Source organism: Actinoplanes sp. CA-131856, assembly GCF_050956135.1.
In the GTDB taxonomy this organism is placed as follows: Bacteria; Actinomycetota; Actinomycetes; order Mycobacteriales; family Micromonosporaceae; genus Actinoplanes.
In genome coordinates this window covers 6029837-6056172 of record NZ_CP191849.1, presented here as the reverse complement: position 1 = coordinate 6056172, position 26336 = coordinate 6029837, and the positions used below count along the sequence as shown (strand labels likewise).

Annotated in this window: 26 protein-coding genes and 1 pseudogene; 15 read left to right on the top strand and 12 right to left on the bottom strand. The window is 71.1% G+C overall.

Features of this window, described 5'->3' with window-relative positions; all coding sequences use genetic code 11:
* The first annotated feature begins 100 nt into the window (after positions 1-100).
* From ACQP2X_RS28065 to ACQP2X_RS28045, 5 genes and pseudogenes are all read left to right on the top strand, one after another.
* Entirely contained in the window at positions 101-646 is a 546-nt protein-coding gene (locus ACQP2X_RS28065; RefSeq protein ID WP_498686876.1) for a helix-turn-helix domain-containing protein, read from the top strand.
* Entirely contained in the window at positions 643-1860 is a 1218-nt protein-coding gene (locus tag ACQP2X_RS28060; RefSeq protein WP_498686875.1) for an MFS transporter, read from the top strand. Before ACQP2X_RS28065 ends, ACQP2X_RS28060 begins: the two co-directional genes overlap by 4 nt.
* 58 nt (positions 1861-1918) lie before the next feature.
* Positions 1919-2736: pseudogene (locus ACQP2X_RS28055) on the top strand (DUF8225 domain-containing protein).
* 58 nt (positions 2737-2794) lie between these two features.
* Positions 2795-4231 (top strand): Dyp-type peroxidase, encoded by a 1437-nt coding sequence (locus tag ACQP2X_RS28050; protein WP_498686873.1) that lies wholly within the window; start codon positions 2795-2797, stop codon positions 4229-4231.
* Positions 4232-4288: 57 nt separating this feature from the next.
* Positions 4289-4819 carry a hypothetical protein gene (locus ACQP2X_RS28045; protein WP_498686872.1) on the top strand — a complete coding sequence of 177 codons (531 nt, stop codon included), beginning with the start codon at positions 4289-4291 and terminating at the stop codon, positions 4817-4819.
* On the opposite strand, the gene ACQP2X_RS28040 is transcribed toward ACQP2X_RS28045, so the two are convergent.
* A complete protein-coding gene (locus ACQP2X_RS28040) occupies positions 4788-5810 on the bottom strand; it encodes a LacI family DNA-binding transcriptional regulator (RefSeq protein ID WP_498686870.1) in 1023 nt (340 codons plus the stop codon). The two genes, ACQP2X_RS28045 and ACQP2X_RS28040, sit on opposite strands and share 32 nt — an antisense overlap.
* Positions 5811-5931: 121 nt before the next feature.
* On the opposite strand from ACQP2X_RS28040, the gene ACQP2X_RS28035 reads away from it, so the two are divergent.
* Entirely contained in the window at positions 5932-6699 is a 768-nt protein-coding gene (locus tag ACQP2X_RS28035) for a DnaJ C-terminal domain-containing protein (RefSeq protein WP_498686869.1), read from the top strand.
* Positions 6700-6720: 21 nt separating this feature from the next.
* Here the strand turns inward: ACQP2X_RS28035 and ACQP2X_RS28030 are convergent, their stop codons facing one another.
* The 7 genes from ACQP2X_RS28030 to ACQP2X_RS28000 form a co-directional block, all read right to left on the bottom strand.
* Positions 6721-7422, bottom strand: a complete 702-nt coding sequence (locus tag ACQP2X_RS28030) for a GNAT family N-acetyltransferase (protein WP_498686868.1) — start codon at positions 7420-7422, stop codon at positions 6721-6723.
* Positions 7419-8732 carry an NtaA/DmoA family FMN-dependent monooxygenase gene (locus ACQP2X_RS28025; protein WP_498686866.1) on the bottom strand — a complete coding sequence of 438 codons (1314 nt, stop codon included), beginning with the start codon at positions 8730-8732 and terminating at the stop codon, positions 7419-7421. The genes ACQP2X_RS28030 and ACQP2X_RS28025 overlap by 4 nt, the downstream gene beginning before the upstream one ends.
* Positions 8725-9822, bottom strand: coding sequence for an LLM class flavin-dependent oxidoreductase (locus tag ACQP2X_RS28020; RefSeq protein WP_498686864.1), 1098 nt, complete (start codon positions 9820-9822; stop codon positions 8725-8727). Before ACQP2X_RS28020 ends, ACQP2X_RS28025 begins: the two co-directional genes overlap by 8 nt.
* 2 nt (positions 9823-9824) lie before the next feature.
* On the bottom strand, positions 9825-10787 hold the full coding sequence (locus ACQP2X_RS28015) for an ABC transporter substrate-binding protein (protein ID WP_498686863.1): 963 nt from the start codon (positions 10785-10787) through the stop codon (positions 9825-9827).
* A gap of 11 nt (positions 10788-10798) precedes the next feature.
* Positions 10799-11524 (bottom strand): amino acid ABC transporter ATP-binding protein, encoded by a 726-nt coding sequence (locus ACQP2X_RS28010; protein ID WP_498686862.1) that lies wholly within the window; start codon positions 11522-11524, stop codon positions 10799-10801.
* Positions 11521-12363, bottom strand: coding sequence for an amino acid ABC transporter permease (locus ACQP2X_RS28005; protein WP_498686860.1), 843 nt, complete (start codon positions 12361-12363; stop codon positions 11521-11523). Before ACQP2X_RS28005 ends, ACQP2X_RS28010 begins: the two co-directional genes overlap by 4 nt.
* Before the next feature lie 124 nt (positions 12364-12487).
* A complete protein-coding gene (locus ACQP2X_RS28000) occupies positions 12488-13828 on the bottom strand; it encodes an MFS transporter (RefSeq protein WP_498686858.1) in 1341 nt (446 codons plus the stop codon).
* Positions 13829-13889: 61 nt separating this feature from the next.
* Here ACQP2X_RS28000 and ACQP2X_RS27995 point away from each other — a divergent pair, with 61 nt between their 5' ends.
* The 6 genes from ACQP2X_RS27995 to ACQP2X_RS27970 all read left to right on the top strand — a co-directional run bounded on the left by ACQP2X_RS27995 (position 13890) and on the right by ACQP2X_RS27970 (position 21212).
* Positions 13890-15506, top strand: a complete 1617-nt coding sequence (locus ACQP2X_RS27995) for an ABC transporter substrate-binding protein (RefSeq protein ID WP_498686856.1) — start codon at positions 13890-13892, stop codon at positions 15504-15506.
* Positions 15503-16411 (top strand): ABC transporter permease, encoded by a 909-nt coding sequence (locus tag ACQP2X_RS27990; protein ID WP_498686854.1) that lies wholly within the window; start codon positions 15503-15505, stop codon positions 16409-16411. Before ACQP2X_RS27995 ends, ACQP2X_RS27990 begins: the two co-directional genes overlap by 4 nt.
* 151 nt (positions 16412-16562) lie before the next feature.
* Positions 16563-17258, top strand: a complete 696-nt coding sequence (locus ACQP2X_RS27985) for an ABC transporter permease (RefSeq protein WP_498686853.1) — start codon at positions 16563-16565, stop codon at positions 17256-17258.
* Positions 17255-19030 carry a nickel ABC transporter ATP-binding protein NikE gene (nikE, locus tag ACQP2X_RS27980; RefSeq protein ID WP_498686852.1) on the top strand — a complete coding sequence of 592 codons (1776 nt, stop codon included), beginning with the start codon at positions 17255-17257 and terminating at the stop codon, positions 19028-19030. The genes ACQP2X_RS27985 and nikE overlap by 4 nt, the downstream gene beginning before the upstream one ends.
* Positions 19027-20064 (top strand): LLM class flavin-dependent oxidoreductase, encoded by a 1038-nt coding sequence (locus ACQP2X_RS27975; RefSeq protein ID WP_498686850.1) that lies wholly within the window; start codon positions 19027-19029, stop codon positions 20062-20064. Before nikE ends, ACQP2X_RS27975 begins: the two co-directional genes overlap by 4 nt.
* On the top strand, positions 20061-21212 hold the full coding sequence (locus ACQP2X_RS27970; RefSeq protein WP_498686848.1) for an LLM class flavin-dependent oxidoreductase: 1152 nt from the start codon (positions 20061-20063) through the stop codon (positions 21210-21212). Before ACQP2X_RS27975 ends, ACQP2X_RS27970 begins: the two co-directional genes overlap by 4 nt.
* On the opposite strand, the gene ACQP2X_RS27965 is transcribed toward ACQP2X_RS27970, so the two are convergent.
* Together ACQP2X_RS27965 and ACQP2X_RS27960 are read right to left on the bottom strand one after the other, a co-directional pair.
* Positions 21178-21519, bottom strand: coding sequence for an ankyrin repeat domain-containing protein (locus ACQP2X_RS27965; RefSeq protein WP_498701061.1), 342 nt, complete (start codon positions 21517-21519; stop codon positions 21178-21180). The genes ACQP2X_RS27970 and ACQP2X_RS27965 overlap by 35 nt on opposite strands.
* Positions 21520-21590: 71 nt before the next feature.
* Positions 21591-22190 (bottom strand): TetR/AcrR family transcriptional regulator, encoded by a 600-nt coding sequence (locus ACQP2X_RS27960; protein ID WP_498686847.1) that lies wholly within the window; start codon positions 22188-22190, stop codon positions 21591-21593.
* A 104-nt stretch (positions 22191-22294) separates the two neighbouring features.
* Here ACQP2X_RS27960 and ACQP2X_RS27955 point away from each other — a divergent pair, with 104 nt between their 5' ends.
* Together ACQP2X_RS27955 and ACQP2X_RS27950 are read left to right on the top strand one after the other, a co-directional pair.
* Entirely contained in the window at positions 22295-23131 is an 837-nt protein-coding gene (locus ACQP2X_RS27955) for an SDR family NAD(P)-dependent oxidoreductase (RefSeq protein ID WP_498701059.1), read from the top strand.
* A gap of 93 nt (positions 23132-23224) precedes the next feature.
* Positions 23225-24496, top strand: coding sequence for a diaminopimelate decarboxylase family protein (locus ACQP2X_RS27950; RefSeq protein ID WP_498686845.1), 1272 nt, complete (start codon positions 23225-23227; stop codon positions 24494-24496).
* A gap of 2 nt (positions 24497-24498) precedes the next feature.
* Here ACQP2X_RS27950 and ACQP2X_RS27945 read toward each other — a convergent pair whose 3' ends face one another.
* Positions 24499-25476, bottom strand: coding sequence for an AraC family transcriptional regulator (locus ACQP2X_RS27945; RefSeq protein WP_498686843.1), 978 nt, complete (start codon positions 25474-25476; stop codon positions 24499-24501).
* Between the two features lie 81 nt (positions 25477-25557).
* Here ACQP2X_RS27945 and ACQP2X_RS27940 point away from each other — a divergent pair, with 81 nt between their 5' ends.
* A complete protein-coding gene (locus ACQP2X_RS27940) occupies positions 25558-25734 on the top strand; it encodes a hypothetical protein (protein ID WP_498686841.1) in 177 nt (58 codons plus the stop codon).
* Here the strand turns inward: ACQP2X_RS27940 and ACQP2X_RS27935 are convergent.
* Entirely contained in the window at positions 25731-26288 is a 558-nt protein-coding gene (locus ACQP2X_RS27935; protein WP_498686839.1) for a CGNR zinc finger domain-containing protein, read from the bottom strand. The two genes, ACQP2X_RS27940 and ACQP2X_RS27935, sit on opposite strands and share 4 nt — an antisense overlap.
* Positions 26289-26336 lie beyond the last annotated feature (48 nt).

The window sequence follows — 26336 nt, the reverse complement described above, 5'->3', positions numbered from 1 at the left end:
TGATGGCCGCGGGGTACGACATTTTTTCGGCGAGGCGATGCAGAGCTCTTATGCATAAGGCCCTTGTGACGAGGACGGCGCGCTGGCTAACGTGCCGCCCATGAGCGAAACGGTAGTCAGCGGTACGGTGCTGATGCGGGTCATGGCGCATCCACTGCGGATGCGGATCGTCGGGTCGTTGCGGGTGGACGGGCCGGCCACCTCGGCCATTCTCGCCCGGCGGCTGGGCACCGACTCGGGGCAGACCAGCCACCACCTGCGGCTTCTCGCGCGGCACGGTTTCGTGGTGGACGCGCCCGAGCTCGGCCGCGGCGCGCACGGGCGGGAGCGCTGGTGGAAGGCCGCCCACGAGGCGACCCTGATCGGCAACGGCAGCCACGAGGACGACGTCGCCGTCGAGCGGGCCTCCCGCGAGGTCTGGGGCGCCTGGATCGAGACGTTCCACGCCCAGGTCGCCCAGGGGCGGTGGAGCCCGCAGTGGCGGGCCGCCAGCGTCGGCTCCGATCAGGTCATCCGGACGACGCCGGAGCGGCTCGCGCGGCTCGAGGAGCGGATCTGGCAGGCCGTCGAGGAGGCCCGCACCAACGAGCCGGGCGCCGAGCAGGTGCTCGTCGTCCTCCAGGCCTACCCGCACCGCGTGTCATGACCGCCTCGCTGTGGCGCAACCGGGAATTCAATCTGCTCTGGACGTCGCAGACGCTCTCCGACCTCGGTGACGGCGTCGCGACCCTGGCTCTCGCCCTGCTCGTTCTGGTGCAGACCGGCGATCCGGTCAGCGCCGGACTGGTCGGCACCCTCGCCTCGGTGGCCCGGCTCGTCTTCCGGTTGCCGTCCGGGGTCGTCGCCGACCGTTTCGACCGCCGGCGGCTCATGCTGGCCTGTGACGCCGTACGGCTGCTGGCCTTCGTGGTGTTGACCGTCGCCGTCTTCACCGGCCAGGCCTCGCTGCCGCTCATCATCGTGGCGGCGACGGTCGACGCCGCTTGCGGAGCTCTTTTCAGTACGGCCGAGGATTCTTCCCTGCGCAGCATCGTGCCGATCGCGCAGTTGCCGGACGCGGTCGCGCGCAACGAGGCCCGCTCGTACGGCGCCATGCTGGCCGGCCCTCCGCTCGGCGGCCTTCTCTTCTCGATCGGGCACGCCATTCCCTTCCTCGGGAACGCCGTCTCCTATCTCGTCTCGCTGGTGATGGTCGGCGCCATTCGCAAGCCGCTGCAGGCGCCCCGCGACGAGGACGCGCCGGTCAAGCTGAGCGACGGCATCCGCTTCGTCCTCACCCATCCGTTCCTGCGCATGCTGATGGTCATCGCGGCGCCGCTGAACTTCGCCATCAACGGCGCCATCTTCGCCGTCATCGTGGCCCTGCAACGCGGCGGCACCGCGCCCGCGGTCATCGGCCTCACCGAAACCGTCATCGCCGTCGGTGGGCTGCTCGGCGCCCTGGCCGCGCCGTTCATCCAGCGCCGCCTCGGACTGACTGCCCTCGCTCGCACCGTCTGCTGGCTGGCCGTCGGCCTCCTGGCCAGCGCCTCCCTGCTCACCTTTAGCATCGCCGCCGCCGTGCCGCTCGCACTCACCGTCTTCATCGGACCCGCCTGCAACGCCGCGCTCTTCGGCTATCAGGCCGCCATCACACCCGACCACCTCCAGGGCCGCGTCGTCAGCGTCATCATGACGGCCGCCACCTCGATGGCGGCCCTCGCCCCGGTCGCGGCGGGCGCCCTCGTGGCCACGTTCGGCGCCTCCGTCGCCATCCTCGTCTTCTCCGGTACGGTCGCGGTCTCCGCCGTCGCCGCCACTTTCGGCAGGGGCTTGAGGACAACCGGCCGAACGGACCGCGTGCCCGCACTGACGGAGTGATGACAGCCGCCCTGTCCCGTGCCGACGATGGTCTATTCAGGACGATAAGAGGGGTGGCATGGACGGGTTGCTGGAAACACCGGGCGGTGTCCGCGATCTGGACTCCCGCCGGCGCGCCGAATGGTCAGCGCTCGTCTCCTCCTGGTTCGACCGCATGGTGGAGCGCATGGCCGGGGAGGCCGGAGCGGAGAACGCCCGGTTCTTCAATCCGCTGCGCGTCGAGGCCCCTCTGGTGGAGCGCCGGATCAGCTGGGACGCGTTTCCCCGCCCGGTCAAGGTGCTGTTTCCGGGCGATCCCGACGGCGCCCGGCGCGCCGCCGACGAGTTCCGCAGTCTCGGTGACTACCACGGCGTGACCTTCTACGCCGTACGGGAAGGGAAAGCGCAAGAAATCGTCCTGCCCTATCGCCCGCAGGACGAATACTGCGAGTTGTCGAACGGGATCCGGCGGGCCGGATGCGCCGGATCGTGTTCACCTCGGAGGGCCACGAATACTGGGGTTTCCTGGCCGGCGACCGGGCCCAGCTGCTGAGGCTCTATCGCGAGCTGGTCGGCCCGCAGGTGCGCGAGGACGATCTCTACTTCGACACCGACATCGCGTTCAGCGAGCAACCCGGCGGCCCGTTGCGGCTCTATCAGCGCCAGGGCGCGTACAACCCGCACAACGTCTGGAACACCTCACTCGGCCTGGCCCATCTGACCCATCCGGAGAACAGCCTGTACGGCGAGATCTCGCTGGCCGCGGCGGCGAGCGTCCCCCGGGCCACGGGCGAGGGTACGCCCATACCGCGGCTTCCGGCCCGGCCGCCGGCGCCGCCCGGTTGTCCCGTGCCGCCGCGCCGTCCCCGGAAAGGCCCTCCGGAGCGGCCGGCCTGACCGATGCGAGCGGCCCGATCGGCTCTCGGCGCGCCCGCGCTGGTGAGTGGCGGCCGAGATGAGCTCCGGCGAGCCCTTGCTCGACCTGGACGACATTCAGGCGCATGTGCTGCCCGGCTTCGGTCACGATCATCAGCTCCTGCTCGGATGGCGGCTGCCGGACGCCGGTCCCGCCCCGGCGGCCCGCTCGCTGCTGGGTGCTCTGGCCGATCGGGTCACCCCGGCGAGGCGCGGCCTCGCGTACCGGGCAATGCGGCGCGAGATCCGCCGGGGCCGGGCGGATCCCGTACACCTCAAGGGTTTCCCGGCCTGTGCGGTGTCGCTGTCGCCGCGTGCTTTCCAAGCGCTCGGCCACCCGGACATGGCGACCCTCGACGAGGCCTTCGCGGTCGGCATGGCCCGCCGCAGCTATCTGCGTGACCCGCCCGCCGCCGGCTGGAGCGTGGGCGGTCCCGGGCAGGAGATCGACATCCTGGCCGTCCTGGCCGACGACGATTGCGCGCGGCTGCGGGAGGTGGCCGGCGGGCTCCGCGCGGCCGGTGCCGCCTGCGACCTCGTCCATCAGCAGGAAGGCGGGCGGCAGCCCGGCGACCGCGAGCACTTCGGTTTTCGCGACGGCATCTCCCAGCCCATGCTCCGCGGCGTCGTCGACGACGCCGGCACCCCGCTCGTGCCCCGCCTGCCCATGCCGCCGATGCCGGACCACCGCGACTATGCGGCGCCCGGCGACGTGCTGGTCTGGCCCGGTCAGTTCCTGTTCGGGCTGCCCCGGCAGAGCGAGACCGCGCCCACCCGGCCGGCGCCCGCCCGCCGTGCTCCGGCCCTGGCCCGCAACGGATCCCTGCTCGTCTATCGCAAGCTGGAGCAGGACGTCGAGGCCTTCCGGTCCGACACCGCCCGGATGGCCGCCGCGCTCGGCGCCGATCCGGACGAGATACGGGCCCAGCTCGTGGGTCGCCATCCCGACGGCCGCCCCCTCGTGCGCCCACCCGACGCTGTCGCGGCCGAGCTCAACCACTTCGGCTACGACACCGCCGCCCCCGGCATCCCCGGCGGCCCGCGCGGCGCCGATCCCGACCCCGACGGCCTGCGCTGCCCTCTGGCCGCGCACATCCGCAAGGTCAACCCGCGCGACCAGGAGACCGACAAGGGGCCGCCGTCGGCCACTCTCACCTTCGCCATCCTGCGCCGCGGCATCCCGTACGACGACGGCGCCGAGCGTGGGCTGCTCTTCCTGTGCTACCAGACCGCCATCGCCGAGCAGTTCGAGCTGCTGGCCCAGCGCTGGGCCAACAATCCCGAACGGCCCCGCCAGGGCATGGACAACGGCGTCGACCTGCTGATCGGCCGGGTACGCCCCGGCGCCGAACGCCGGGCCCGGCTGCCGGCGGGCGAAGTCTCGACCCTCACCGACTACGTTCGCCCGCGCGGTGGCGCCTATCTGTTCACGCCGTCGCTGTCGGCGCTGCGCCTGCTTCGCCGACCCGGTGCCTGACCTGCGAACACGGTAGTGGATCATGGCGCGGTCGTTGGTCGAAGCAGGAGGCTCCACGTGTCCGTCCCCGTCAATGTTCCCAGCCCGTTCGTGTCGTCCGGCTGGGGCACGCCGACCGTCTGCTCCCGGCACGGGCAGCCGGCCGTCGAGCACAAGCGGACACGCTTCATCTCGCGGGTGCCCAGCTGGGGTTATGTGCTGTTGCTGGCCGGTGCGATCCCGTTCGTCATCTTCGCCCTGGTGACCCGCAAGACCGTCGAGGCGCCGGCGTGGCCGTTCTGCGCGCGGTGCGGGCAGACCCGCACGAGGGGGCTGATCGCCGGGATCGCCCTGGTGGCGGCGGGTGTGGCCGGTCTCTTCGCGGGCTCGTCGCTGTCGGGGGACGCGGGCGCGCCGGTCTGGATCCTGTCCCTCGTCCTCGTGATGGTGGGCTACATCGTCGCCCTGCGCGGCGGCAACCGGATGCTGCTCGCGGGCGGTCACGTGACCGAACGGGGTCAGTTCGTCACGTTCCCGAAGGCGCACGAGGCGTTCGCCGCCCAGGCGGCCGCGGCCCTCAGCTCAGCGGAGCAGTCGACTCGCGGGTGATCAGCCGGCAGGGGAGGGTCTCGGTGCCGGAGGCCGGTGCGCCGTCGATGGCGGCGAACAAGCGCTGGGCGGCCCGGCGGCCCAGCTCCTCCAGCTGCATGTCGATGGTCGACAGGGGCGGGCGGGCGTTGGCCGCCAGCACCTCCCAGTTGTCGAAGCCGATGACGGCCACGCGGGAGGGCACCTCCCGGCCTTCCTGGTGGAGGACGTCGAGGACGCCCCGGGCGATCTCGTCGGAGCCGGCGAAGATGGCGTCCACCGACGGGTCGCGCTGCAGGAGCATGCGGGTGGCGCCGCGGCCCCACGCCTCGGACCACATGCCGAACCAGACCTGGTCGCCGGCCAGCGGCAGGCCAGCCTCCTTCAGCCGGGACTGGGCGCCGCGGGCCCTGTCCTGGGCGGCGCCGTACGAAGGGTCGCCCGTGATGTGGGCGATGCGCGTGCGCCCGCAGGAGATCAGGTGGTCGACCGCCAGGCGGCCGGCCTCCTCGTTGTCGGTGACCAGGGACAGATCTTCAGGATCTTCGCTCGGCGAGTACGCGTAGACGACCGGCACGGGAAGGTCACGGCCCAGCGACGGGCGGCTGTCGGGGCGGGCACCCACCACTATCAGCCCGTCCACGCGGCGGGAGAGCAGGGCCCGCAGGTGGTGCTTCTCACGGATGGCGTCGCCGCGGGCGTCGCACAGGAACACCGAGACCTGGTCGGAGCCGAACGCGTCCTCGGCGCCCATCAGGATGGGAATGGAGAACCGGCCCTCGAGGTCGGAGGTGAGCAGGCCGACCGTGCCCGTGCGGCCGCCGATCAGGGCCTGGGCCAGCGTGTTGGGCGAGAACGACAGCTGGGCCGCCGCCTCCATGACGCGGCTCCGGGTCTCGGCCTTCACCTGAGGCTGGCCGTTGAGGGCCTTGGAGGCCGTCGCGACCGAGACGCCGGCCAGGCGCGCCACGTCGCGCAGCGTGACCGGACGGGCCGATCCATTCGATGTCATCAACGCCGGGCCTCCTCTCGTGAGCCAGTCCATCATGCCTGGCCGCTATCGGCGGACCGGAACGTGACATCCCGGGGACAGAGAGTTGACACGGAGAGGCTCAAGCCATAAACCTCTATGCGTGCCCACGAAGACGCGTGACTACTACGAGGTGCTCGGAGTCTCCAGATCGGCGACCCAGCCTGAGATTCAGCGCGCTTACCGGGCCCTGGCCCGGCGCTTCCACCCCGATCTGAACCGCGAGACGGGCGCCGAGACCCGCTTCAAGCAGATCACCGAGGCCTACAACATCCTGTCCGACGACCGGAAACGGGCGATGTACGACCTCGACCGCGGTCTCGGGGTGTCGACCGGGTCGGCGCAGTTCGGGTGGGGCGCGCGCATGCCGCGCTTCGACGCCGGGGTTCAGGTGCTGGAGATCTCGATCGAGGAGGCGTACGCCGGTGGGCGGCACCCTCTGACGCTGGAGTTCGGCACCGCGGTGCGTGTCGTCGAGGTCGAGCTGCCGCCGGGCGTCGTCGACGGGCGGCGCGTCCCGCTGCCGGGCATGGACATGTCGGTGACCGTGCGCGTCGCGCCGCATCCGCGCTACCGCCTTCAGGGCCGCGACGTCTATGTCGACCTGCCGCTGGCCCCGTGGGAGGCCGCCCTGGGCGCGACCGTGCCCGTGGACACCCCGTCCGGCCCCGCACAGGTGCAGGTGCCGGCGGGGTTGTCCTCGGGCCGCCGCGCCCGTCTGCGAGGCCGGGGCCTGCCCAACCCGGACGGTGTGGCCGGTGACCTCTACGCCGAGATCAGGATCGTCGTGCCGCCCCGGCTCAGCGCGGGCGACCGCCGCCGCTGGCAGAAACTCGCCGCCAGCTCAGACTTCGACCCGCGGGGCGTATAGGGCCGTACGTAGTCTGCCGGCTCAGACTTCGACCCGCGGGGCGTACAGGCCGAACGTGGTCCGCCGGCGCAGCCGGAAGCCGATCGACTCGTAGAGGCGGATCGCCGTGGCGTTCGCGGCCGACGTGTGCAGAAAGGGCGTCTCGCCCCGCTGCCGGATGCCGTGGGCGACCGCCCGCACGAGCCGGGTGGCCAGGCCCCGCCCGCGATAGGCGGCGTCCGTGCAGACCGCGCTGATCTCCGTCCAGCCCGGCGGGTGGAGCCGTTCGCCGGCCATGGCGATCAGCTTCCCGCCGTCCCGGATGCCGATGTAGCCGCCCAGCTCGATCGTGCGCGTCCGGAACGGGCCCGGGCGTGTCCGCTCGATCAGGTCCAGCACCTCGGGCACGTCGGCCGCGGTCAGCCGGACCGCCTCCGGCGCCGGCGCGTCGGCCAGGGTGTCGTCGACGAACTGGACGCCGGCCACCTCGTCGACCAGCCGCCAGCCGGGATGGAAGGCGGGGGCCGGTCCGGCCACCGCCACCTCGGCTCCCGGCCCGGTCAGCTCGAGAAGGTCACGCCAGCCCTTGGGGTCGGCCGGGTCCTCAAGCGCGTGGAACGGGGCCACGTCGGGCTGGTAGCGCACGGCCCGCCCGTGCCGCTCGGCGAACCGGGCGTGCGGGCCGGTCAGCGACTCCCAGGCCGCGTTGTCCAGGACCGAGGTGTCCGGCGAGACGGTGGTCATTGCGGGACCCGCAGACCGAGGTGGTCGCGCAGCGTGGGGCCTTCGTAGTCCGTACGGAAGACTCCCCGCTCCTGAAGCAGCGGGACGACGGTGTCGGCGAACTCGTCGAGCCCGCCCGGCGTCACGTGGGGCACCAGGATGAAGCCGTCGCTGGTGTCGGCCTGGACCAGCTCGTTTATAGACTCGGCGACGGCGGCCGGCGTGCCGATGAAGTTCTGCCGTCCGGTCACCTCGATGATCAGCTCCCGGATGGACAGCTTCTCGGCCTCCGCCTTCGCCCGCCACTCGTTGGCCACGGCGATCGGGTCGCGGTGCAGGCGCACGCTGGCCCGCCCACGGGCGATGTGGCTGTCCGACACGTCGGGATCGATCGTGGGCAGGGGGCCGTCCGGGTCGTACGAGCTCAGGTCCCGGTTCCAGAGCTGCTCCAGGAACTTGATCGCGGTCGCGCCGCTGACCTGCTGCCGTCGTACGATCCGGGCCTTCTCCTGCGCCTCGGTCTCGGTGTCGCCCAGCACGAAGGTGGCCGCGGGCAGGACCAGCAGCTCGTCGCGCTCCCGGCCGTACCGGGGCAGGCGTCCCTTGACGTCGGCGTAGAACGCCTGGCCCTCGGCCAGCGTGCCGTGCCGGCTGAAGATCGCGTCGGCGGTGGCCGCCGCGAACTCGCGCCCGGCGTCGGAGTCGCCGGCCTGGAGGATCACCGGGCGGCCCTGCGGGCTGCGCGGCACGTTGAACCGGCCGGCGATGTCGAAGTGGTCGTCCTTGTGGGCGAACGTGCCGGCCGACGGGTCACGAAGGAAGTCGTCGGGAGCGGGCACCGAGGCGAACAGCTCCTTGGCCGTGTCGAGGAACTGGGTGGCCCGGCTGTACCGGTCCTGCTCGGCCAGGAAACCGCCGCGCCGGAAGTTCTCCCCGGTGAAGGCGTCCCACGAGGTCACCACGTTCCACGCGGCCCGGCCGTCGGAGAGGTGGTCGAGGCTGGCGAACTGCCGGGCCACCTCGTACGGCTCGTTGAAGGTGGAGTTGATCGTGCCGGCCAGGCCGAGGCGGGTGGTGACCGCGGCCAGCGCGGCCAGCACGGTGAACGTGTCGGGGCGCCCGACCACGTCCAGGTCGTAGATCTGGCCGCCCTGCTCGCGGAGCCGCAGGCCTTCGGCCAGGAAGAAGAAGTCGAACTTGGCCCGCTCGGCGGTCTGCGCCAGCTTGACGAACGAGGAGAACTCGATGTGGCTGCCGGCCTCGGGGTCGCTCCACACGGTGGTGTTGTTGACGCCGGGGAAGTGCGCGGCGAGGTGGATCTGCTTAGGCAACGGGTGCCTCCTGACGGTAGCGGTTCGCGGGCCGGGGCAGGCCGAGCAGGCCGCGCAGGGTCGGAGCCTCGTACTCCTTGCGGAAGGCTCCGCGCTGCCGCAGCTCGGGCACCAGGCCGCGGGTGATGGCCTCGAGGTCGGCCGGGAGCCGGCCCGGTCGCAACCGGAACCCGGTCAGCCCGGCCCGCTGCCAGTCGAGCAGCAGATCGGCCAACTCGGCCGGAGTGCCGGCGAAGACCAGGGCGTCCGAGGTGTACGCGGTGTCGGCCAGCCAGGCCTTCGTCTCCTTCGTGGCTTGGTCGTTCTCCGACAGGAAGACGACGAGGTCGGCGAACACGTGGGGGAGGGCGGACACCTTGGCCACGATCCGGCGGGCGTCGTCGGCGTCGGTGGGGGTCACGTAGACGAGATCGGCCGAGCCGGTCGCGAAGCCGTACGGGATGTCGGCGTGGGCCAGGGCCGTGACCAGCGGCTGACCCTGCGGGGGCCGGGGCGTGATGGACGGGCCCTTCACGCTGAAGTACTTGCCGTCGAAGTTGATGTAGTGCAGCTTCTCCCGGTCGACGAACCGGCCGGTGGCGGCGTCGCGGATCTCGGCGTCGTCCTCCCAGCTGTCCCAGAGCCGCCGCACGACCTCGACGAAGTCGGCCGCCTCGTCGAAGTGCTCCTGGAGGTCGGGAACCACCCTTCGCCCGAAATGCCCGGCCTCCCCGGGGTGGGCCGAGAGCTGGACCCGCCAGCCGGCGCGGCCGGTGCTGACGTAGTCGAGCGTGGCGAGCGCCTTGGAGATGTGGAACGGCTCGGTGTGGGTCACCGTCGCCGTCGGCACCAGCCCGATGTTCTTCGTCAGGGGAGCGACGCGGGCCGCGATCAGCACGGCGTCGAGACGAGCGCCCACACCGTTGCCGGCGATACCGAGGGAGTCCTCGATGGTCACGAAGTCGAGCGTGCCGCGCTGGGCTTCGAGGACGAGATCGGTCCAGTAGGTGGCTTTGAACAGGTTTCCGGGCTCCGCGCCGGCCGTGCGCCAGGCGGCGGGGTGCCAGCCGGCGCCGTCGAGGGCGACGGCGAGATGCAGGGGTTGTGCCATGATCACTTACCTTCGATCGGGAGGCCGGGCGGGTTGATCTCGCCCTGGTCCACGGCCTCGTTGGCCAGGTTCCAGCGGTCGAGGATCTTCTTGTAGTCACCCGACTTGATCAGTTCGTCCAGGGCGGCCTTGTACGCCTTCACCAGGCCGTTGTCCTTCTTGGTGGTCAGCGCGATGAGCCCCTGCAGGGACGCGCCCGCGCCCGAGTAGGTGCCGACGATCTCGGTCTCGCCGGCGGTGGCCACGTGGTAGGCCGAGGTCGGGTTCGGCCCGAGGTACAGGTCGATCGCGCCCGAGCCCAGGGCCAGATAGGTCGCCTGGTTGGTCTGGTAGTACTTGATGTCGACCTTGGGTCGGCCGGCCTTGACGTTCTCCTCGCTCCACTCGACCAGGATCTTCTCCTGGTTGGTGCCGGAGCCCACCGCGACCTTCTTGCCGGCCACGTCGGCCGGGCCGGTGACCTTCAGGCCGGAGCCCTTCTTGGCCTCGAAGGCCAGCTCGTCCTTGCGGTAGGTGACGAAGTCGTACTTCTGCTTGCGCTCCTCGGTGACCGTGATGTTGGAGGCGCCGATGTCGTACTTGCCGCTGTCGAGGCCGATGAACAGGTTCTCCCACGACGTGTTCTGTAGGTCGGGCTCGAGGCCGAGCACGCCGGCGATGGCCACCGCGATGTCGGGCTCGCTGCCGATCAGCGTCTTGTTGTCGTTGGCGGTGAAGGCCAGGGGCGGGAAGCCGGCGCCGGCCGCGCCGACGCCGATGACCAGTTTGCCGCTGTCGCGGATCTTGGCCGGCAGCAACGCGGCGGCCGCGTCGACCTTGGCCGGGACGATGCGCTGCTGGTCGGGCGAGTCATTGATCTTGACCGAGACGGCGGCGGCCGCCTCCTTCGGGGTCTCGTCCGGGGCCGAGCAGGCGGTCAGCCCGGCGACGAGCGCTACGGCGGCGAACAGGGATCTGCGGCGCATGAGTACGACTCCTAAACGAGAACTTTGGAAAGGAAGGCTTGAGTGCGTTCGTGCTGGGGGTTGTCGAGGACCTCGATGGGCGGGCCCTGCTCGACGATGCGGCCGCCGTCGAGGAAGACGATGGTGTCGGCCACCTCGCGGGCGAAGCCGATCTCGTGCGTCACCACGACCATCGTGGTTCCGGCCTTGGCCAGGTCGCGCATGACGTCGAGGACCTCGCCGACCAACTCGGGGTCGAGGGCCGACGTCGGCTCGTCGAAGAGCACCAGCTTCGGGTCGAGCGCGAGGGCACGCGCGATCGCGACACGCTGCTGCTGTCCGCCCGACAGCTGCCGGGGATAGGAGTGCGCCTTGTCGGCCAGTCCGACGCGTTCGAGTAGCTCCAGAGACTCGCGGGGACCGCGGGCCTCGTCGACGTTCTCGAGGGCGGTCATGTGCGGGAACAGGTTGAACGTCTGGAAGACGAAACCGATGTTCTTCCGTTGCTTGAGGACGAGGCGCTCGGGCAGCTCGTGCAGCTTGTCGCCGTCCTGCCGATAGCCGATGAGCTCGCCGTCGACCCGTACGGTGCCCCGGTCGACCTTTTCCAGATGGTTGACGCAGCGCAGCAGGGTGGACTTGCCCGAGCCGGAGGGCCCGAGGATCACCGTGACGCTGCCGGCCGCAACGCTGAGGCTGACGTCGCGCAGCACTTCCAGAGAGCCGAAGGACTTGTGTACGCCGGTAATCTCGATCATCGCCGGTACCCCTTGCCGAAGTGCCGCTCGGTGTAGTGCTGAAGGACCGACAGGACCGCCGTGAGGATCACGTACCAGACCGTCGCGACCAGCAGCAGCGGCACGACCCGCCCGTTGCGGCCGTAGATGACCTGCACCTGGTAGAACAGCTCGCCGATGGCCAGCACGTAGACCACCGAGGTGCTCTTGAGCAGGTTGACCAGCTCGTTGGCCGCGTTGGGCAGGATCGCCCGCATGGCCTGTGGCAGCACGATCCGGCGGAACTGGCGCAGCCGCGGGATGCCGAGGGCGGCCGCGGCCTCTATCTGGCGCTGGTCGACCGAGAGGATGCCGGCCCGGACGATCTCGGCGGCGTACGCGGCCTCGTGCAGGGCCAGGCCGAGCAGGGCCGCGCCGAACGCGCTGACCAGGCTGGAGGTCTCGAAGTGCACGAAGCCGGGCCCGAACGGGATGCCGAGCTGGAGCTTGTCGTAGAGGTAACCGAGGTTGGCCCAGAACAGCAGCTGCACGATGAGCGGCACCGAGCGGAAGACCCAGATGAAGGTCCAGCTGACCGACTTGAGCACCGGATTCGTGGACAGCCGCATCGGGGCCAGGATGATGCCGCCGGCGAAGCCGAGGACCGCACCGGCGAAGGTGAGCTCCAGGGTGATCAGCAGGGCCCGCATCACCGACTCTTCGAAGAAGTAGCCGAAGAAGGTGCTCCAGTCCCAGCCCGGGTTGGTGGCCAGGCCGTGCAGGAACTGGGCGACCACCACGAGCACAGCCGCCGCGGCGACCCAGCGCCACGGGCGACGGGCGGGAACGATGGTGAGCTCGTCGCTTGGCGGTGACTGCACCGGCGCGCGAGCCGAGGATAGAAGACTCACGGGCGTCCTCCGAGTGGGCTTGTTGCCACAGAACGCTAGGTGCGGAGCGGCATTGCCCTCAAGTCCTATCGGCTCTATATGTTTTACGAAGTTGTCAACGCGGGGGGCGGGCGGCGACGACGGCCGCGGCCGCGAGCATGGCCGCGCAGATGGCCAAGCCGTACGTCAGGGAGTCGCGGCCCAGCGACGCCAGCACCACGCCGGTCACCGCGGCCGTGCCGATGGTGGCCGCGACACGCTGCGCCTGCTGCAACAGCGCGGCCGCGAGCCCGGCCGCCTCCACGGGCGCGTAGGCGAGGGTGAGAGCCTGGTTGGGCGAGATGATCACGCCGCCGGCGGCGCCGTTGACGAGCTGGGTGATCCCGAGGGCGAGGGTGAGGTGACCCTCGGGGACGAACTGAACGATCAGGGCGGTGGCCACGATCGTCACAAGTGCCACAGTCAACGCCCATTGGACGCTGCGGCGGCCGTAGCGGCCCAGGATGCGCCAGCCCACGGCCGAGAACGCGGCGAATCCCAGCGCGCTCGGCAGCACGGTCAGCGCCGCGTGCAGGGGTGACCAGCCGAGGCCCTCCTGCAGGTAGAGCGTGATGGCCAGCGAGGCGGCCAGGGACGATCCGAACTGGAACATCGCGATCAGCGTGCCGTTGCGGAATCCGTGTTCCCGCAGAAGGGCGGGCAGCAGGATCGGGGTTCCGGGGTAGCGGCGCTCCCAGACGATCAGGGCGACGCCGAGGAGCGGAGTGGCCGCCAGCAGCCACCTGGCCCCGGGGACGGTGAACGGCAGCAGCACCGACAAGGTCACCGCGCCCAGCAGCGCCAGGCCGGGTAAATCAAGACTTGTCCGATTTGTGGCGGCGGGTCGTGAGCTGGGGAAGTAGCGGATGGCCAGCGGCACGGTGATCAAGCCGAAGGGGACGTTCAGCAGCAGCACGTAGCGCCATCCCGCGGTGTCGATCAGGAGGCCGCCGACGAGGGGCCCGATGACACCGGCGATGCCGCCGACGAGGGAGTACGCGCCGACCGCGCGGACGCGGTCGCGGCCGGTGAACATCTCTTGGAAGAGGCCGAGCACCTGGGGATTGACCGTGCCGGCGCCCACGCCCTGGAGCAGTCGCGCGAGGGTGACGACCCAGGCCTCCTGCGCGGTCCCGGCCAGGATTGCGGCCAGGCAGAACAGCGTGAGCCCACCGATGAACAGCCATTTGCGGCCGTGCGCGTCGCCGAGGCGGCCGGCCGGCACGAGCGCCAGGCCGAAGGCGAGCGAGTAGCCCGCGATGATCCACTGCACCGCTGCCGGGCCGGCGTCGAGCGAGGTGCGCAGGGCCGGCACGGCGGTGTTGAGGCTGGACTGATCGAGCAGCGTGGTGAAGGCGGCGGCGAGGCAGAGGGCCATGGCCGGCGCCGGGGCGACTTTGTGAGAAAGGGCTGTCACCTCTTGCTTATATCCCATAGAGCCTATAGGAAAAAGGGAGTCAGTCCCGATGGAGGTAACGATGCGTCACCGTCTTTGGCTCGCCGCGGCTGCTTCTCTAGCGCTGCTCGCGGGCTGCTCCTCCAGCGGCGGCACCGCCACCGACGCCGGTGCTCCGGTCTCCGGCGGCTCGCTGAACTGGGCCGTGGAGACCGAGCCGATCACCCTGAACCCTCATCAGTACGCGCAGGCCAAGGCGCGCCTGCTCGTCTGGAACAACTTCGAGGCGCTGCTCACCCACGACGACAAGGGTGGGTACGTGCCCTGGCTCGCCACCGGGTACGAAGTCTCGCCCGACGGGAAGACCTACACCGTCAAGCTGCGAACCGACGTCACCTTCAGCGACGGCACCACGTTCGACGCGGCCGCGGTCAAGGCCAACGTGGACCAGCTGCTGGCTGACGGATACGCGCCGACCGTCGCCGCCGTACAGCTGAAGAACCTCAAGAACGTCGAGGTCGTCGACCCGGCCACCGTCAGGTACACACTGAAGCAGCCCGACGTGCTGATCCTCGACTTCCTCTCCTCGCCGCAGGGCGCGATCGTCTCGCCCAAGTCGCTCAAGGAGGCGAAGAACCTCAAGGCGGGCGGCCCGGAGCTGGCGGGCACCGGGCCGTTCATTCTCGACAAGTACACGCCCGGCCAGGAGCTGCACTACGTCAAGAACCCGAACTACAACTGGGCCCCGGCCAACGCGGGCCACACCGGCCCGGCGTACCTCGACGAAGTCACCTATCGCTTCCTCAAGGAGTCGTCGGTGCGCGTGGGCGCGCTGACCTCGGGCCAGGTCCAGGTGATCGAGGGCGTGCCGGCCACCGACCAGGCCCAGATCACGGCCAACCCGCAGCTGACCCTGAGCAAGGGGCTCAACTCGGGCTCGGCCTACTCGTACTACTTCAACACCTCGCACGCGCCGTTCGACGACATCCGGGTGCGGCAGGCGTTCCGTGACGCGCTCGACGTCGACACCGTCCTGCAGGGCGTCTACCGGGGCACGGCGACCCGCGCGTGGAGCGTCATCTCGCCGACCAGCCCGCTCTATTCGAAGGAGCTGGAGAAGACGTACGGCAATGACGGGGCGAAGGCTAACGCCACGCTCGACGCCGCCGGCTGGGCCACGCGTGACTCCGAGGGATATCGCACCAAGGACGGCAAGCGGCTGACCGCCCGGCTCGTGCAGTCGGCGCCGTTCGTCCGCGACCGCCGCGACATCCTGGCCCAGGCCGTGCAGGCCGCGGTCAAGCAGAGCGCCGGCATCGACCTCAAGGTCTCCGTGGTCGACCAGGGCACCGCCACCAAGGCGATCGAGGACAACGAGTACGAGATCTTCGACAACTCCCGGGCCGACACCGACGCCGGCGCCGCCCTCAACCTGCTGCTGCGCTCCGACGGCGCGATCAACCGGACCGGCGTCAAGTCCACCGAGCTCGACAAGCTGCTGGCCGACGGCGAGGCGGGCGTGGACCGCGTCGAGACCTACGGGAAGCTTCAGAAGTACGTCGTCGGTGAGCAGGCGCTGATCCAGCCGCTGTACGCGCCGGCCGACCAGATCGCCGCGTCGAAGACCGTCGGCGGCCTCGGCTTCGAGCCGACCGCGGGCGTGCCGGGCAACGCGTACAACGTCTGGCTGAGCAAGTGATCGTGCTCCGCCGCATCGGCACCGGCCTCGTGGTCCTGTGGGCCGCCGCCACGGCGGCCTACCTGGCCCTGCTCGCCGCGCCCGGTGACACGGTCGACGCCATCGTCGGCGACGGCGCCGACACGCCCCTGATCCGGTCGCAGATCATCCAGGAGTGGCACCTCGACCGCCCGGCCGTCGTGCAATATCTCGATTTCCTGTGGCGGGCCCTGCACGGCGACCTGGGCCGCTCCTACCTGCTGCAACGGCCGGTCTCCGAGGTCATCGGCGGCCAGCTGGCGCCGACGCTCACCCTGGCCTTCACCGCCGGTCTGCTCGGCATCGTCCTGGCCCTGGTGCTGGCGGTCACCACCCGCCGGCCCTGGGCCCGCCGGGTCAGCTCCACGCTGGAGCTGGTCCTGGTCTCGACCCCGCCCTTCCTGATCGGGATCGTGCTGCTGAGCGTCTTCTCGTTCCGGCTGGGCCTGTTCCCGGTCTCCGGCGACAAGGGCGTCGCCGCCCTCGTCCTGCCGGCCGTCACGCTGGCCCTGCCGGTGGCCGGGGTGCTCACCCAGGTGCTGCGCGACGGCATCGACCGGGCTCTGGACGAGCCGTTCGTGGTCACCGCGAGGGCCCGCGGGCTGGGGGAGCGGGCCGTGCTGGTGCGGCACGCCCTGCGGCACGCGCTGCTGCCGACGGTGACGCTGATCGGCTGGCTGTTCGGCATCCTGCTCGGCGGCGCCGTGATCATCGAGACCGTCTTCGGCCGGCCCGGGCTGGGCCAGGTCACGCTGAACGCGGTCACCAGCGAGGACATGCCGGTCGTGCTGGCCGTCGTGGTCTTCTCGGCCTTCGTCTACGTGCTGCTCAACACGCTGGCCGACCTCGCCTACCTGATCATCGACCCTCGACTGCGGAGGAGCTGACATGACCATCGCCCTCGATCGGCCTTTGTCAGTAAGAATCCGGCGTCCTCGTGGTGTCGGGGTCGCGGCGGCTTCGGCCTTCCTCGTTCTTGCCGCTGCGGCCGCCATTTTGCCTGGCTTGTTCGCGGGCGACCCTCTGGCGGCTGATCCGATGCACGTCCTCGAGGCGCCCAGCGCTCAGCACTGGTTCGGCACGGACCAGCTCGGCCGGGATGTCTTCGACCGGGTCGTGCACGGCGCCCGGCACTCGCTGACCATCGGCATCGCGGCCACCCTGGTCGCGGCGGGCCTCGGCATCCTGCTCGGCCTGCTGGCCGGGCTCTCCCACAAGTACGCCGACGAGGCCCTCAGCCGTGGATTCGACGCCCTGGCCGCGTTCCCGCTGCTATTGCTGGCGTTGCTGTTCGTCGCGGTGGCCGGCCCCGGCACGGTCGGCTTGATCGTGGCGATCGGCATCGCGACGCTGCCGCACTACGCCCGGGTGGTGCGCTCGCAGACGTTCGTGGTGCGCCAGGCCGGATATGTGACGCAGGCGGTCGCGTTCGGCGACTCCCGCACGCGGCTGGTGCTGCGGCACGTGCTGCCCAACGTGATCGGCCCGATTCCCGTGCTGGCCGTCATCGGCCTCGGCGAGGCCATCATGGCCGCGGCGGGCCTCAGCTTCCTCGGCATGGGACCGCAACCGCCGTCACCCGAGTGGGGCGCGATGCTCTCCGAGGGCCGCGGCTATCTGAGCATCGCCTGGTGGACCTCGATCCTGCCCGGTGTGGTGGTCACCCTGCTGGTCATCTCGCTGACCGTCGTGGGCCGGCGCCTTCAGCGCCGGTTCGAGGGGAGGACGGCATGATTTCCGTACGGGATCTGCGCGTCACCTTCCCGGTCGGGCGCACCGTGGTCGAGGCGGTCCGGGGCGTCGACCTCGACATCGCCGCCGGCGAATGCGTGGCGCTGGTCGGCGAGTCGGGCTCGGGCAAGTCGGTCACGGCCCGGACCCTGGTCGGGCTCACCGGCCCCAAGGCCACGGTGTCCACCTCCCACTTCGAAATCAACGGCCAGGACGTACGCCGTCACGGCGACCGCGACTGGCAAAGGCTCCGGGGCAGCTTCGCGGGCCTGGTGTTGCAGGACGCGCTGATCTCCCTGGATCCGCTGCGCACGGTCGGCGCCGAGATCAACGAGGTCCTGAAGGTCCACAAGGTCAAGGGCGACCCGGTCGATCTGCTGTCGTCGGTCCACGTCCCCGAGCCGGAGCGGCGCGCGAAGCAGTACCCGCACCAGCTCTCGGGCGGCCTGCGCCAGCGGGCCCTGATCGCCTCGGCCATCGCGGCCGGCCCACCCCTGCTGATCGCCGACGAGCCGACAACGGCCCTGGACGTGACAGTTCAGGCCCAGATCCTCGACCTGCTGGCCGAACGCAAGGCGGCCGGCGAGACCCTCCTGCTGATCAGCCACGACCTGGCCGTCGTCTCCCGCCTGGCCGACCGGGTCTCCGTGATGAAGGACGGCCGGGTCGTCGAATCGGGCCCGACGTCATCGCTCCTGGCCGCCCCGTCCCATCCGTACACCCGGGAGCTGGTCCAGGCAGTGCCGTCAGCGGCTTCCCGGGGCCGCCGCCTCTCCTCAGCCGGCCCTGCCCTTCCCGCGCTCTCGTTCACCCCCGTCACGGTTCCGGTGTCCCCGACCGCGCCGTCTCCCACCACACCCCTCTCCGCTTCCCCTTTCCCTTCCGCGCTTCCCGATCCCGAGCCCTCCGCGCCCCTCTTCGTTTCGCCTCTCCCTCTTGCGCCTTCCGATTCCGAGCCTTCCGCGCCGAGGGCGCTCGGGAAGAGGGCGGAGCGGAAGGGAAAGGAGACGACTGCGCGTTCCTCCCGCCCGGCTGACAGCGTTGTCATCCGGGCCGAAGGGCTGACGAAGACGTACGGAAAACACACCGTTGTCGACGGGGTGGACCTGACCGTTCGGCGCGGGGAGATCGTCGGGCTGGTCGGGGAATCCGGATCGGGGAAGACCACCGTCGCTCAGCTCGTGTTCGGGCTGGTGGCACCCACGTCCGGGACCGTGGCGTTCGAGGGCGCGCCATGGACCGGGTTGAAGGAGCGGCGGCGTCGTTCGCGGCGCCGCCGCCTCCAGTTCATCGCGCAGGACCCGTTGTCCGCCTTCGATCCCCGCTGGACCGTGCGGCGCATCGTCGGCGAGGCCCTCGAACCGGGGGCGTCCGCGGCGCCGCTGCTGGAACGGGTCGGGCTCGCGGCCGACGTGCTCGACCGCTATCCGCGGCAGCTCTCCGGTGGCCAGCGGCAGCGGGTGGCGATCGCCCGGGCGCTGGCGCCCCGGCCCAGCCTGATCATCTGTGACGAGCCGGTGTCCGCCCTCGACGTGTCGGTGCAGGCGCAGGTGCTCGACCTGCTGGCCGACATCCGGGCCACCGACGGCACCGCGCTGCTGTTCATCTCGCACGACCTCGGCGTCGTGCACCACCTGGCCGATCGCGTGCTCGTCATGCGCGACGGCGGCGTCGTCGAATCAGGGCCGATCGACGACGTCTTCCACCATCCGCAGCACGAGTACACCCGCGCCCTGCTCGACGCGGTGCCGAACCTGGAGGTGTCGCAGTCATGAAGTTCCTGCTCATCACGCTGATCGCCAAACCCGACCCGTCGGTCTCCGACCACGCCCGCCTCCGTGAGGTGGTCGACAACGCCGTCCTGGCCGAGGAGCTCGGTTTCGACGGCTACGGGGTGGGTGAGCGCCACGAGCGCCCGTTCATCTCCTCGTCGCCGCCGGTCGTGCTCAGCCACATCGCGGCCCGGACGTCGCGGATCCGGCTGTTCACGGCGGTCACCACGCTCAGCCTGCTCGACCCGGTCCGCGCCTACGAGGACTACGCCACCCTGGACAACCTCTCCGACGGCCGCATCGAGCTGATCATCGGCAAGGGCAACGGGGCCGCGCAGGCCAAGCTGTTCCACGTCACCACCGAGGACCAGTGGGACCGCAACCGGGAGAGCTACGAACTGTTCCGCCGGCTCTGGCGCGAGCCCAAGGTGACCTGGGAGGGCCGCTTCCGCCCGTCGCTGACCGAGGCCGAGACCTGGCCGCGCCCGCTGCAGAATCCGATCCGGGTCTGGCACGGCAGTGCCACCAGCAAGGAAAGCGTCGATCTGGCCGCGCGGTACGGCGACCCGCTGTTCTCGGCCAATGTCACCAACCCGATCGAGCCGTACGCCGAGCTGATCCGCTACTACCGGGAACGGTGGGAGCACTACGGGCACGACCCGGCCGACGCGCTGGTGGGTGCGGGCTCGGCCGGCTTCTACGTGGCCCGCACGTCGCAGGAGGCCGTGGAGACGTACCGGCCGATCTATGACGCCCGCATCGCCCTGTTCCGCAAGGTCGGCGTCGAGCCGGTCTTCCCGACTCTGGAGGACGCGATCGAGCGCAGCTCGATCCTGGTCGGCAGCCCGCAGCAGATCATCGACAAGGTGCTGCGCTACCACTCCGCGTTCGGCCACGAGGTCATGCACCTGCACGCCGACGGTGACGGCCTCACCGACAAACAGCACCGGGCGACGCTGGAGCTCTTCCAGGCGGAGGTCGCGCCCACGCTGCGCAAGGAAATTCCTAGCCGTCCGTTCGCGGGGAGCCTCGTATGACCGTCCCACTGTCCATCCTGGATCTCGCGCCGCTGGTCGACGGCGGTGACGCCCGCGACGCCCTGCGGCGGACGCTCGACCTGGCCCGCGCGGCCGAGGAGTTCGGCTATCACCGCTTCTGGGTGGCCGAGCACCACCTCACGCCCGGCGTGGCCAGTTCGCAGCCGGCTGTGCTGCTCGGCGCCATCGCCTCGGTGACCGATCGCATCCGGCTCGGCTCGGGAGCCCTGCAGACCGGCTTCCTGACGCCGCTGGCCGCCCTCGAACAGTTCGGCACGCTGGACGCCCTCTATCCCGGGCGCTTCGACCTCGGGCTCGGGCGGTCGGCCCAGCGGCGCAAGACCGACCTGTCCGCCGGGTCGGCGCCGCCGGCCGAGGTCGGCGCCCACGACGTCGACGGCCTCCTCATCCCGAAGCACTACAACTATCAGGTGCTGCTCAAGTCGGGCCGCGCCCAACTGTGGTTCAAGCTGCTCAAGCAGCCGGGCGCGGAGCCGCTGGACCTGGACGCGGTGGTCGAGGACATCGAGATCCTGCGGGCCGGCCCGTACACCGACGCCGAGGGCAACTCGGCCCGGGCGGTGCCCGGCGAGGGCGCCGACCTGCAGCTGTGGATCCTCGGCAGCAGCGGCGGCGAGAGCGCGCAGGTGGCCGGCGCGCGGGGCCTGCCGTTCGCCGCGAACTACCACGTCGCGCCGGCCAAGGTCCTGGAGGCCGTCGAGGCGTACCGTGCCGCCTTCAAGCCCTCGTCCTTGTTGAGAAAGCCGCACGTGATGGTCTCGGCCGACGTCCTCGTGGCCGACGACGACGAGACCGCGATCGAGCTGGCCCTGCCGTACGCCCTCTGGGTCCGCAGCGTCCGTCAGGGCGGCGCCGTGCCGTGGCCGACGCTGGAGCAGGCCCGCGCCCACCAGTGGACCGAGGAGGACCGCCGGCTGGTCAAGGACCGCGTCGACACCCAGTTCGCCGGCTCGCCCGAAACGGTCACCGGGAAGCTGGAGACCTTGCGCCGGGTCACCGGCGCCGACGAGCTGCTGATCACCACGATGGCCCACGACCATCGCGACCGGGTCCGCTCCTACGAGCTGCTGGCCAAGCACTGGCCCGCGAGCATCAGCGCAGCAGGGCCGCCATCTCGGGCAGTTTGAAGAAGTCGGCCGTCGCGGTGGCCGAGGGTGAACCGCCCTCGGGGTCGGCGCCGGCGCCGAGCAGCGTCCTGACGGTCTCGGCGTTCTGGCGGAACACCGCGGCGGCCAAGGCCGTCTGGCCGCGGTCGTTGACCCGGTCGGGGTCGGCTCCCAGGTCGAGCAGCGCGCCGACCGTCGCCGGGTGGTTGTGATAGGCGGCCAGGATCAGCAGGGTGTCGCCCTTGCTGTTGGTCAGGTTCACCGGCAGCCCGGCCGCGACGTTGGCGGCCAGCTCGTCGCCCTGCCCGGACCGGGCCAGGTCGAACATCCGGTGGGCGTACGCGATCGTCTCTTCATCCAGCTCAGCCACGGCGGCAGCTCTACCCGGTCCGGGCGCGGTTAATCCTGGGGACGGAACGCTCGGAGGGTGACGTCGACCAGGGCGTCGGCGTAGTCCTGGGTCAGCGGGCCGGTGCCCAGCAGCCAGCGCTGGTAGAGCGGGGCGTACAGGATCTCGAGGAACAGGTCGAGGTCGGTGTCGGCGGGCAGTTGGCCGGCGCGCTGGGCGCTGCGGAGGCGGTCCTTCTTGGCCTCGTCGACCGGGGCGGCCAGCCTTTCGCGGTACTGGGCGGTCAGGGCCGGGTCGGCGATGATCTCCAGGTTGAAAGCGCGGATGGGCGCCTCGAAAGCGGGGTCGGCGAACTCGGCGACGGTGGCTCGCATGACGGTCTTCAGGTCGGCCTCGAGGTCTCCGGTGTCCGGCAGGGCCACGACCTCGCCCTGCTCGCTCAGGGCCAGGAACGCGTCGAAGATGACGGCGCCCTTCGACGGCCACCAGCGGTAGATGGTCTGCTTGCCGACGCCGGCCCGGGCTGCGATGGCCTCGATGGACACCTTGGCGTAGCCGAGCTCGGACACCAGTTCGCGGGCGGCGCCGAGGATCGCCTGCCGTGATCGTTCGCTGCGCAGGGCGGGGTTCGGCTTCCGGGGAGCGGGCACGGCGCGGAGCCTAGCAGACAACGAGACGAGACGGTCCGTCTTGACAGGCGTTCCACAGAGGGGCAGACTGCGTTCCCATCGGCGAGACGGACCGTCTCGTCTCACTGCGAGGAGAGATGCGCATGACGGCGCGAGTGTGGTTCATAACCGGTGCGTCGAGAGGGCTGGGCCGGGCGTACGCCGAGGCGGCGCTCGCGGCGGGGGACAACGTGGTGGCGGCGGCCCGTGACGTAGGGCCGCTGGACGAGCTGGCCGCCGCCCATCCGGAGCGGCTCGTGCGGCTGACGCTGGACGTGGCGGACCGGGCGGCCGTGCAGCGGGTCGTGGACGAGGCGGCGGCCGCCTTCGGGCGGCTCGACGTCGTGGTCAACAACGCCGGGGTGATGCTGCTCGGCATGGTGGAGGAGGCGACCGAGGAGGAGATCCGGGCGCAGTTCGACGTCAACTTCTTCGGCGCGGTGTGGGTGGCCCAGGCGGTCGTGCCGCATCTGCGGGCGCAAGGGTCGGGCCACCTCCTGCAGGTGACCACGATGGGCACCGGCGGCGGGTTCGCGTCGACCGGGTTCTACGCGGCCGGCAAGTCGGCGCTCGACTCGCTGAGTCAGGCGCTCGCCATGGAAGTGGCGCCCTTCGGGATCAAGGTCACGATCGTTCAACCCGGCGGGTACGGCACGGAGCTGTTCACCCGCGGCACCACGACGACCGGGCCCCGGCCCGAGTACGAGGCCCTGCGCGCCCAGCTGGCCGCGATGTGGGGCGACGACGCCGGCCCCGACCCGAGCACGGCGGCGCCGGTGGTCATGGAGCTCGCCGGGCTGGAGCGGCCCCCGCTGCGCCTGATCGTCGGCTCCGCCTCGTACGACATGGTCCAGCAGATGGACCAGGCCCGGGCCGAGGAGTACCGGGCCTGGGAGGGCCTCAGCCGCAAGGCGCCAGGCTGAAGGCGTATCCGCGGCGTGAACATTCCGGCCCTCGGCGTCAACGGTGGATATCCGGGCGGCTCTTTCCGGCGGAGACGGGCGCAAGGTCGGGTCATGACGCTCGCCGATATCCTTCCGTCCCTGCGCATCGCTCTCCGCCCGCCGCTCGATCACACGGTCTGGCCGCTCTCCGCCCGCTGGGTGGGCCAAGGTGACCTGCAGATCGGCGGGGTGCGGGCCAGCAAACTCGCCCACTCCTACGGAACGCCGCTGCACATTCTGGACGAGCAGGACGTCCGCGAGAGGAGCGCCGAATATCTGCGGGCGTTCGGGGAGCGCGCGGTGTCGTACAGCGCAAGGGCGGGCTTGACCCTGGAAACGGCGAAGTGGGTGGCCTCCTCGGGCCTCGGATGTCGTGTCTCCTCGGCGGCGGAGCTGCGGATCGCGCTGACCGCGGGCGTGCGGGCCTCGGAGATCGTGCTCGGTGGGGCCGGCAAGTCGCTGGCCGACCTCGACGCCGCGAACGCCTGCGGGGCGGCGGTGGTGGCCGGTTCGGTGGCCGAGGTCGCGCTGATCGCCTCCCGGGCCGTGCTGCCGCAACGGGTGTGGCTGCGGATCGTCCCGGCCCGGATGGGCCGCCGGCGCGTCCGGTACGGGCTCAAGTGCGGGACCGGGCCGGCGCTGGCGGCGATCGCGGCCATCCGGTCGCAGAGGACCCTGGAGCTGGCCGGGCTCGATTGCGACTGTGGGCATCAGCTCAGCCGGTTCCAGCCGTTCGAGGCCTCGGTGCGTGAGGTGCTGGGCTTCGCGACCGTCGTCCGTTCCCGCTACGGCGTCACGGTCCCGGCGGTGAACCTCGGCGGCGGTCACGCGGCCTGTTACCGGTGCGGGGACGACGACTTCGCGGTGGGCGCGTTCGCGTCGCGGGCCCGGGCCATGGTGCACCTGTCGGCCGAGTACTTCGGGATCGCCGAGCCGCGGCTGACCGTGTCGCCGGGACGGTCCATCATGTCGCGGGCCGGGGTGACGCTCACCCGGGTGGCCGCGGTGTCGTCCAACCTCGGCGGCCTGACGGTCTCCCTCGACGAGGGCGTGCCCGGCTGTGGGACGGCGCCGTGCTCGGGACGGCACTCGATGGTGCTGGTGGGGCGCGAGTCGCGGGCGGCGCTGCGGCCGGCGACGGTCGTGGAGACCCTCGGGCAGACGCGGACGGCGGCCGAGCTGCCCGAGGACATCGAGGCGGGCGACCTCGTGGCCATCGCCGGCACCGGCGGATATCACTACGCGGACTCGCCCTCGGTCGGCGGGGCGGCGGTGCTGGGTGTGGCGGACGGCATGGTCCGTACGATCAAGCGCCGCCCCACGCTGGAGGAGCTCGCCTCCTGATCTCAGACGTCGAGGGTGCGGCGGGGCGAGCGCCCGTACACCTTGCGATAGTCCACGGCGAAGCGGCTGGGGGAGGCGAACCCCCAGCGCCGGGCGATGGCGGCGACGGTGTCACCGCGCGCGCGGTCGCCGGCCTCCAGGTCGCGGTGCGCGTTCTCCAGGCGTACGCGGCGGAGGTAGCCCAGCGGCGTCAGATCACCATGCCGGGCGAAGGTGGCCTGGAGGCCCCGCACGCTGATCCCGGCCGCCCGCGCCACATCCTCGAGCGTGAGCGGTTCGGCCGCGTGCGCGTCGATGAACGCCTTGGCCCGGCGGACCGTGGCCGGCGCCACCCGCCCCGGGCCGGGAACGTAGTCGACGGTCATCGTGGTGTTGGGGAAGACCGCCAGGGCCGTGGCCGCCAGCATGTTCATCGCGCCCGCGTAGATCAGCGGATGGGCGACGGCGGGAAGCGGCCCGGCGAAGGACCGGACCAGATGGCCGGCCGTCGCGATCCAGTGGCGCCGCATCGCGGGGGAGACCGGCGACGGCGACTCGAACCGGAAGTCGGCCGCGGCCAGGCCCAGCCGCGCCGCGGCGCGCCGGATCAGCGCCAGCGGGAACCGCAGGTTCTGCAGGTCGATCCCGCTCCAGCAGACGGTCAGCGGCGAACCGAGCGGCACGAGATAGGCGTCGCCGGCGGTGAAACGGTGGTGCCGGCGGCCGTCGTCGACGCTGTACCAGCCGTCGAGGAGCACGACCGTGGTGACCGAGTCGAACGGGTCGGCGGTGGACTCGACGGCGCCCCGATAGGTGAGCCGGTCGAGGCCGAGCTGACCGACGGTCGCCGTCCGGGTCTGGAAGACGAAACCGGGGCCGGGCCGCGCCAGCCGGAGCCGATGGTCGACATAGGCGCGGCTGAGCTGTTCATGGGCATGGGCGATGTCGGCCGTGCGGAGGTCGCTCCGCTCGACCGGCATCATGGTGCTCGACCCGTCCATGGGACGCACTACCTGTTCGCGAAACGTACGCGGCGCGCTGGGCGGCTTGATTCTCGCCCGCGGCGGTGTCGGATGGAAGGCATGTCACCCGTAGAGCGTGTCCGGGCCTACGCCGAGCACGCGCGCGTCGCGCGCGAGCGTGCCGCGCGCCGCGCGAAGCAGGCCGCGGCCCACCACAACATGGCCAGGATCGCCGGTGTCCAGGCCGCCGAGGCCTCGGCCCGGGTCAACGAGCTCCGGCGGGAGCTCTTCCGCTAGCTCGGCTCGGCCGACTTCCGCTCGCGGAACGCGGCCATGTTCATCCGGTTGCCGCAGCGCACGCTGCAGAAACGCTTGGAGCCGTTGCGGGAGAGGTCGAGCAGCAGGCCGGTGCAGTCGTCGGCGCCGCACAGCCGCAGGCGGCCCACCTCGTTCATCCGGATCACGTCGATGAGGGCCAGGGCGGCCTCGACGCGCATGCGCTCGGCGAGCGGGGCGTCCGGCGCGGTGGCGTGCATGTGCCAGTCCGAGTCGTCGTGCCGGGTCAGATAGGGCAGAGCCTTGGCCCTGCGCAGCATCTCGTTGACGGCGGGGACCATGTCGTCGCGGTCGAGGAACCAGACCCGGCGCAGCTCGTCGCGGACCGCGCGGACCTCACGCAGCTCGGCCTCGTCGTGGTCGACGCGCCCCGAGTAGTGCCAGCGGGCCAGCAGCGCGCCGAGCTGGCCGACCGTGGACAGCTCGTCCTGGCCGGAGCGGGTCGCGCCCGGGTCGGTGTCGGTGAGGTCGACGATGAACTCCAGGGCCTCCTCGGTGTCAGGGGCAAAAAGCAATTTGACTCCTCACTCGTACGAGCATAGCGTCATGGGCATAAGCAATTT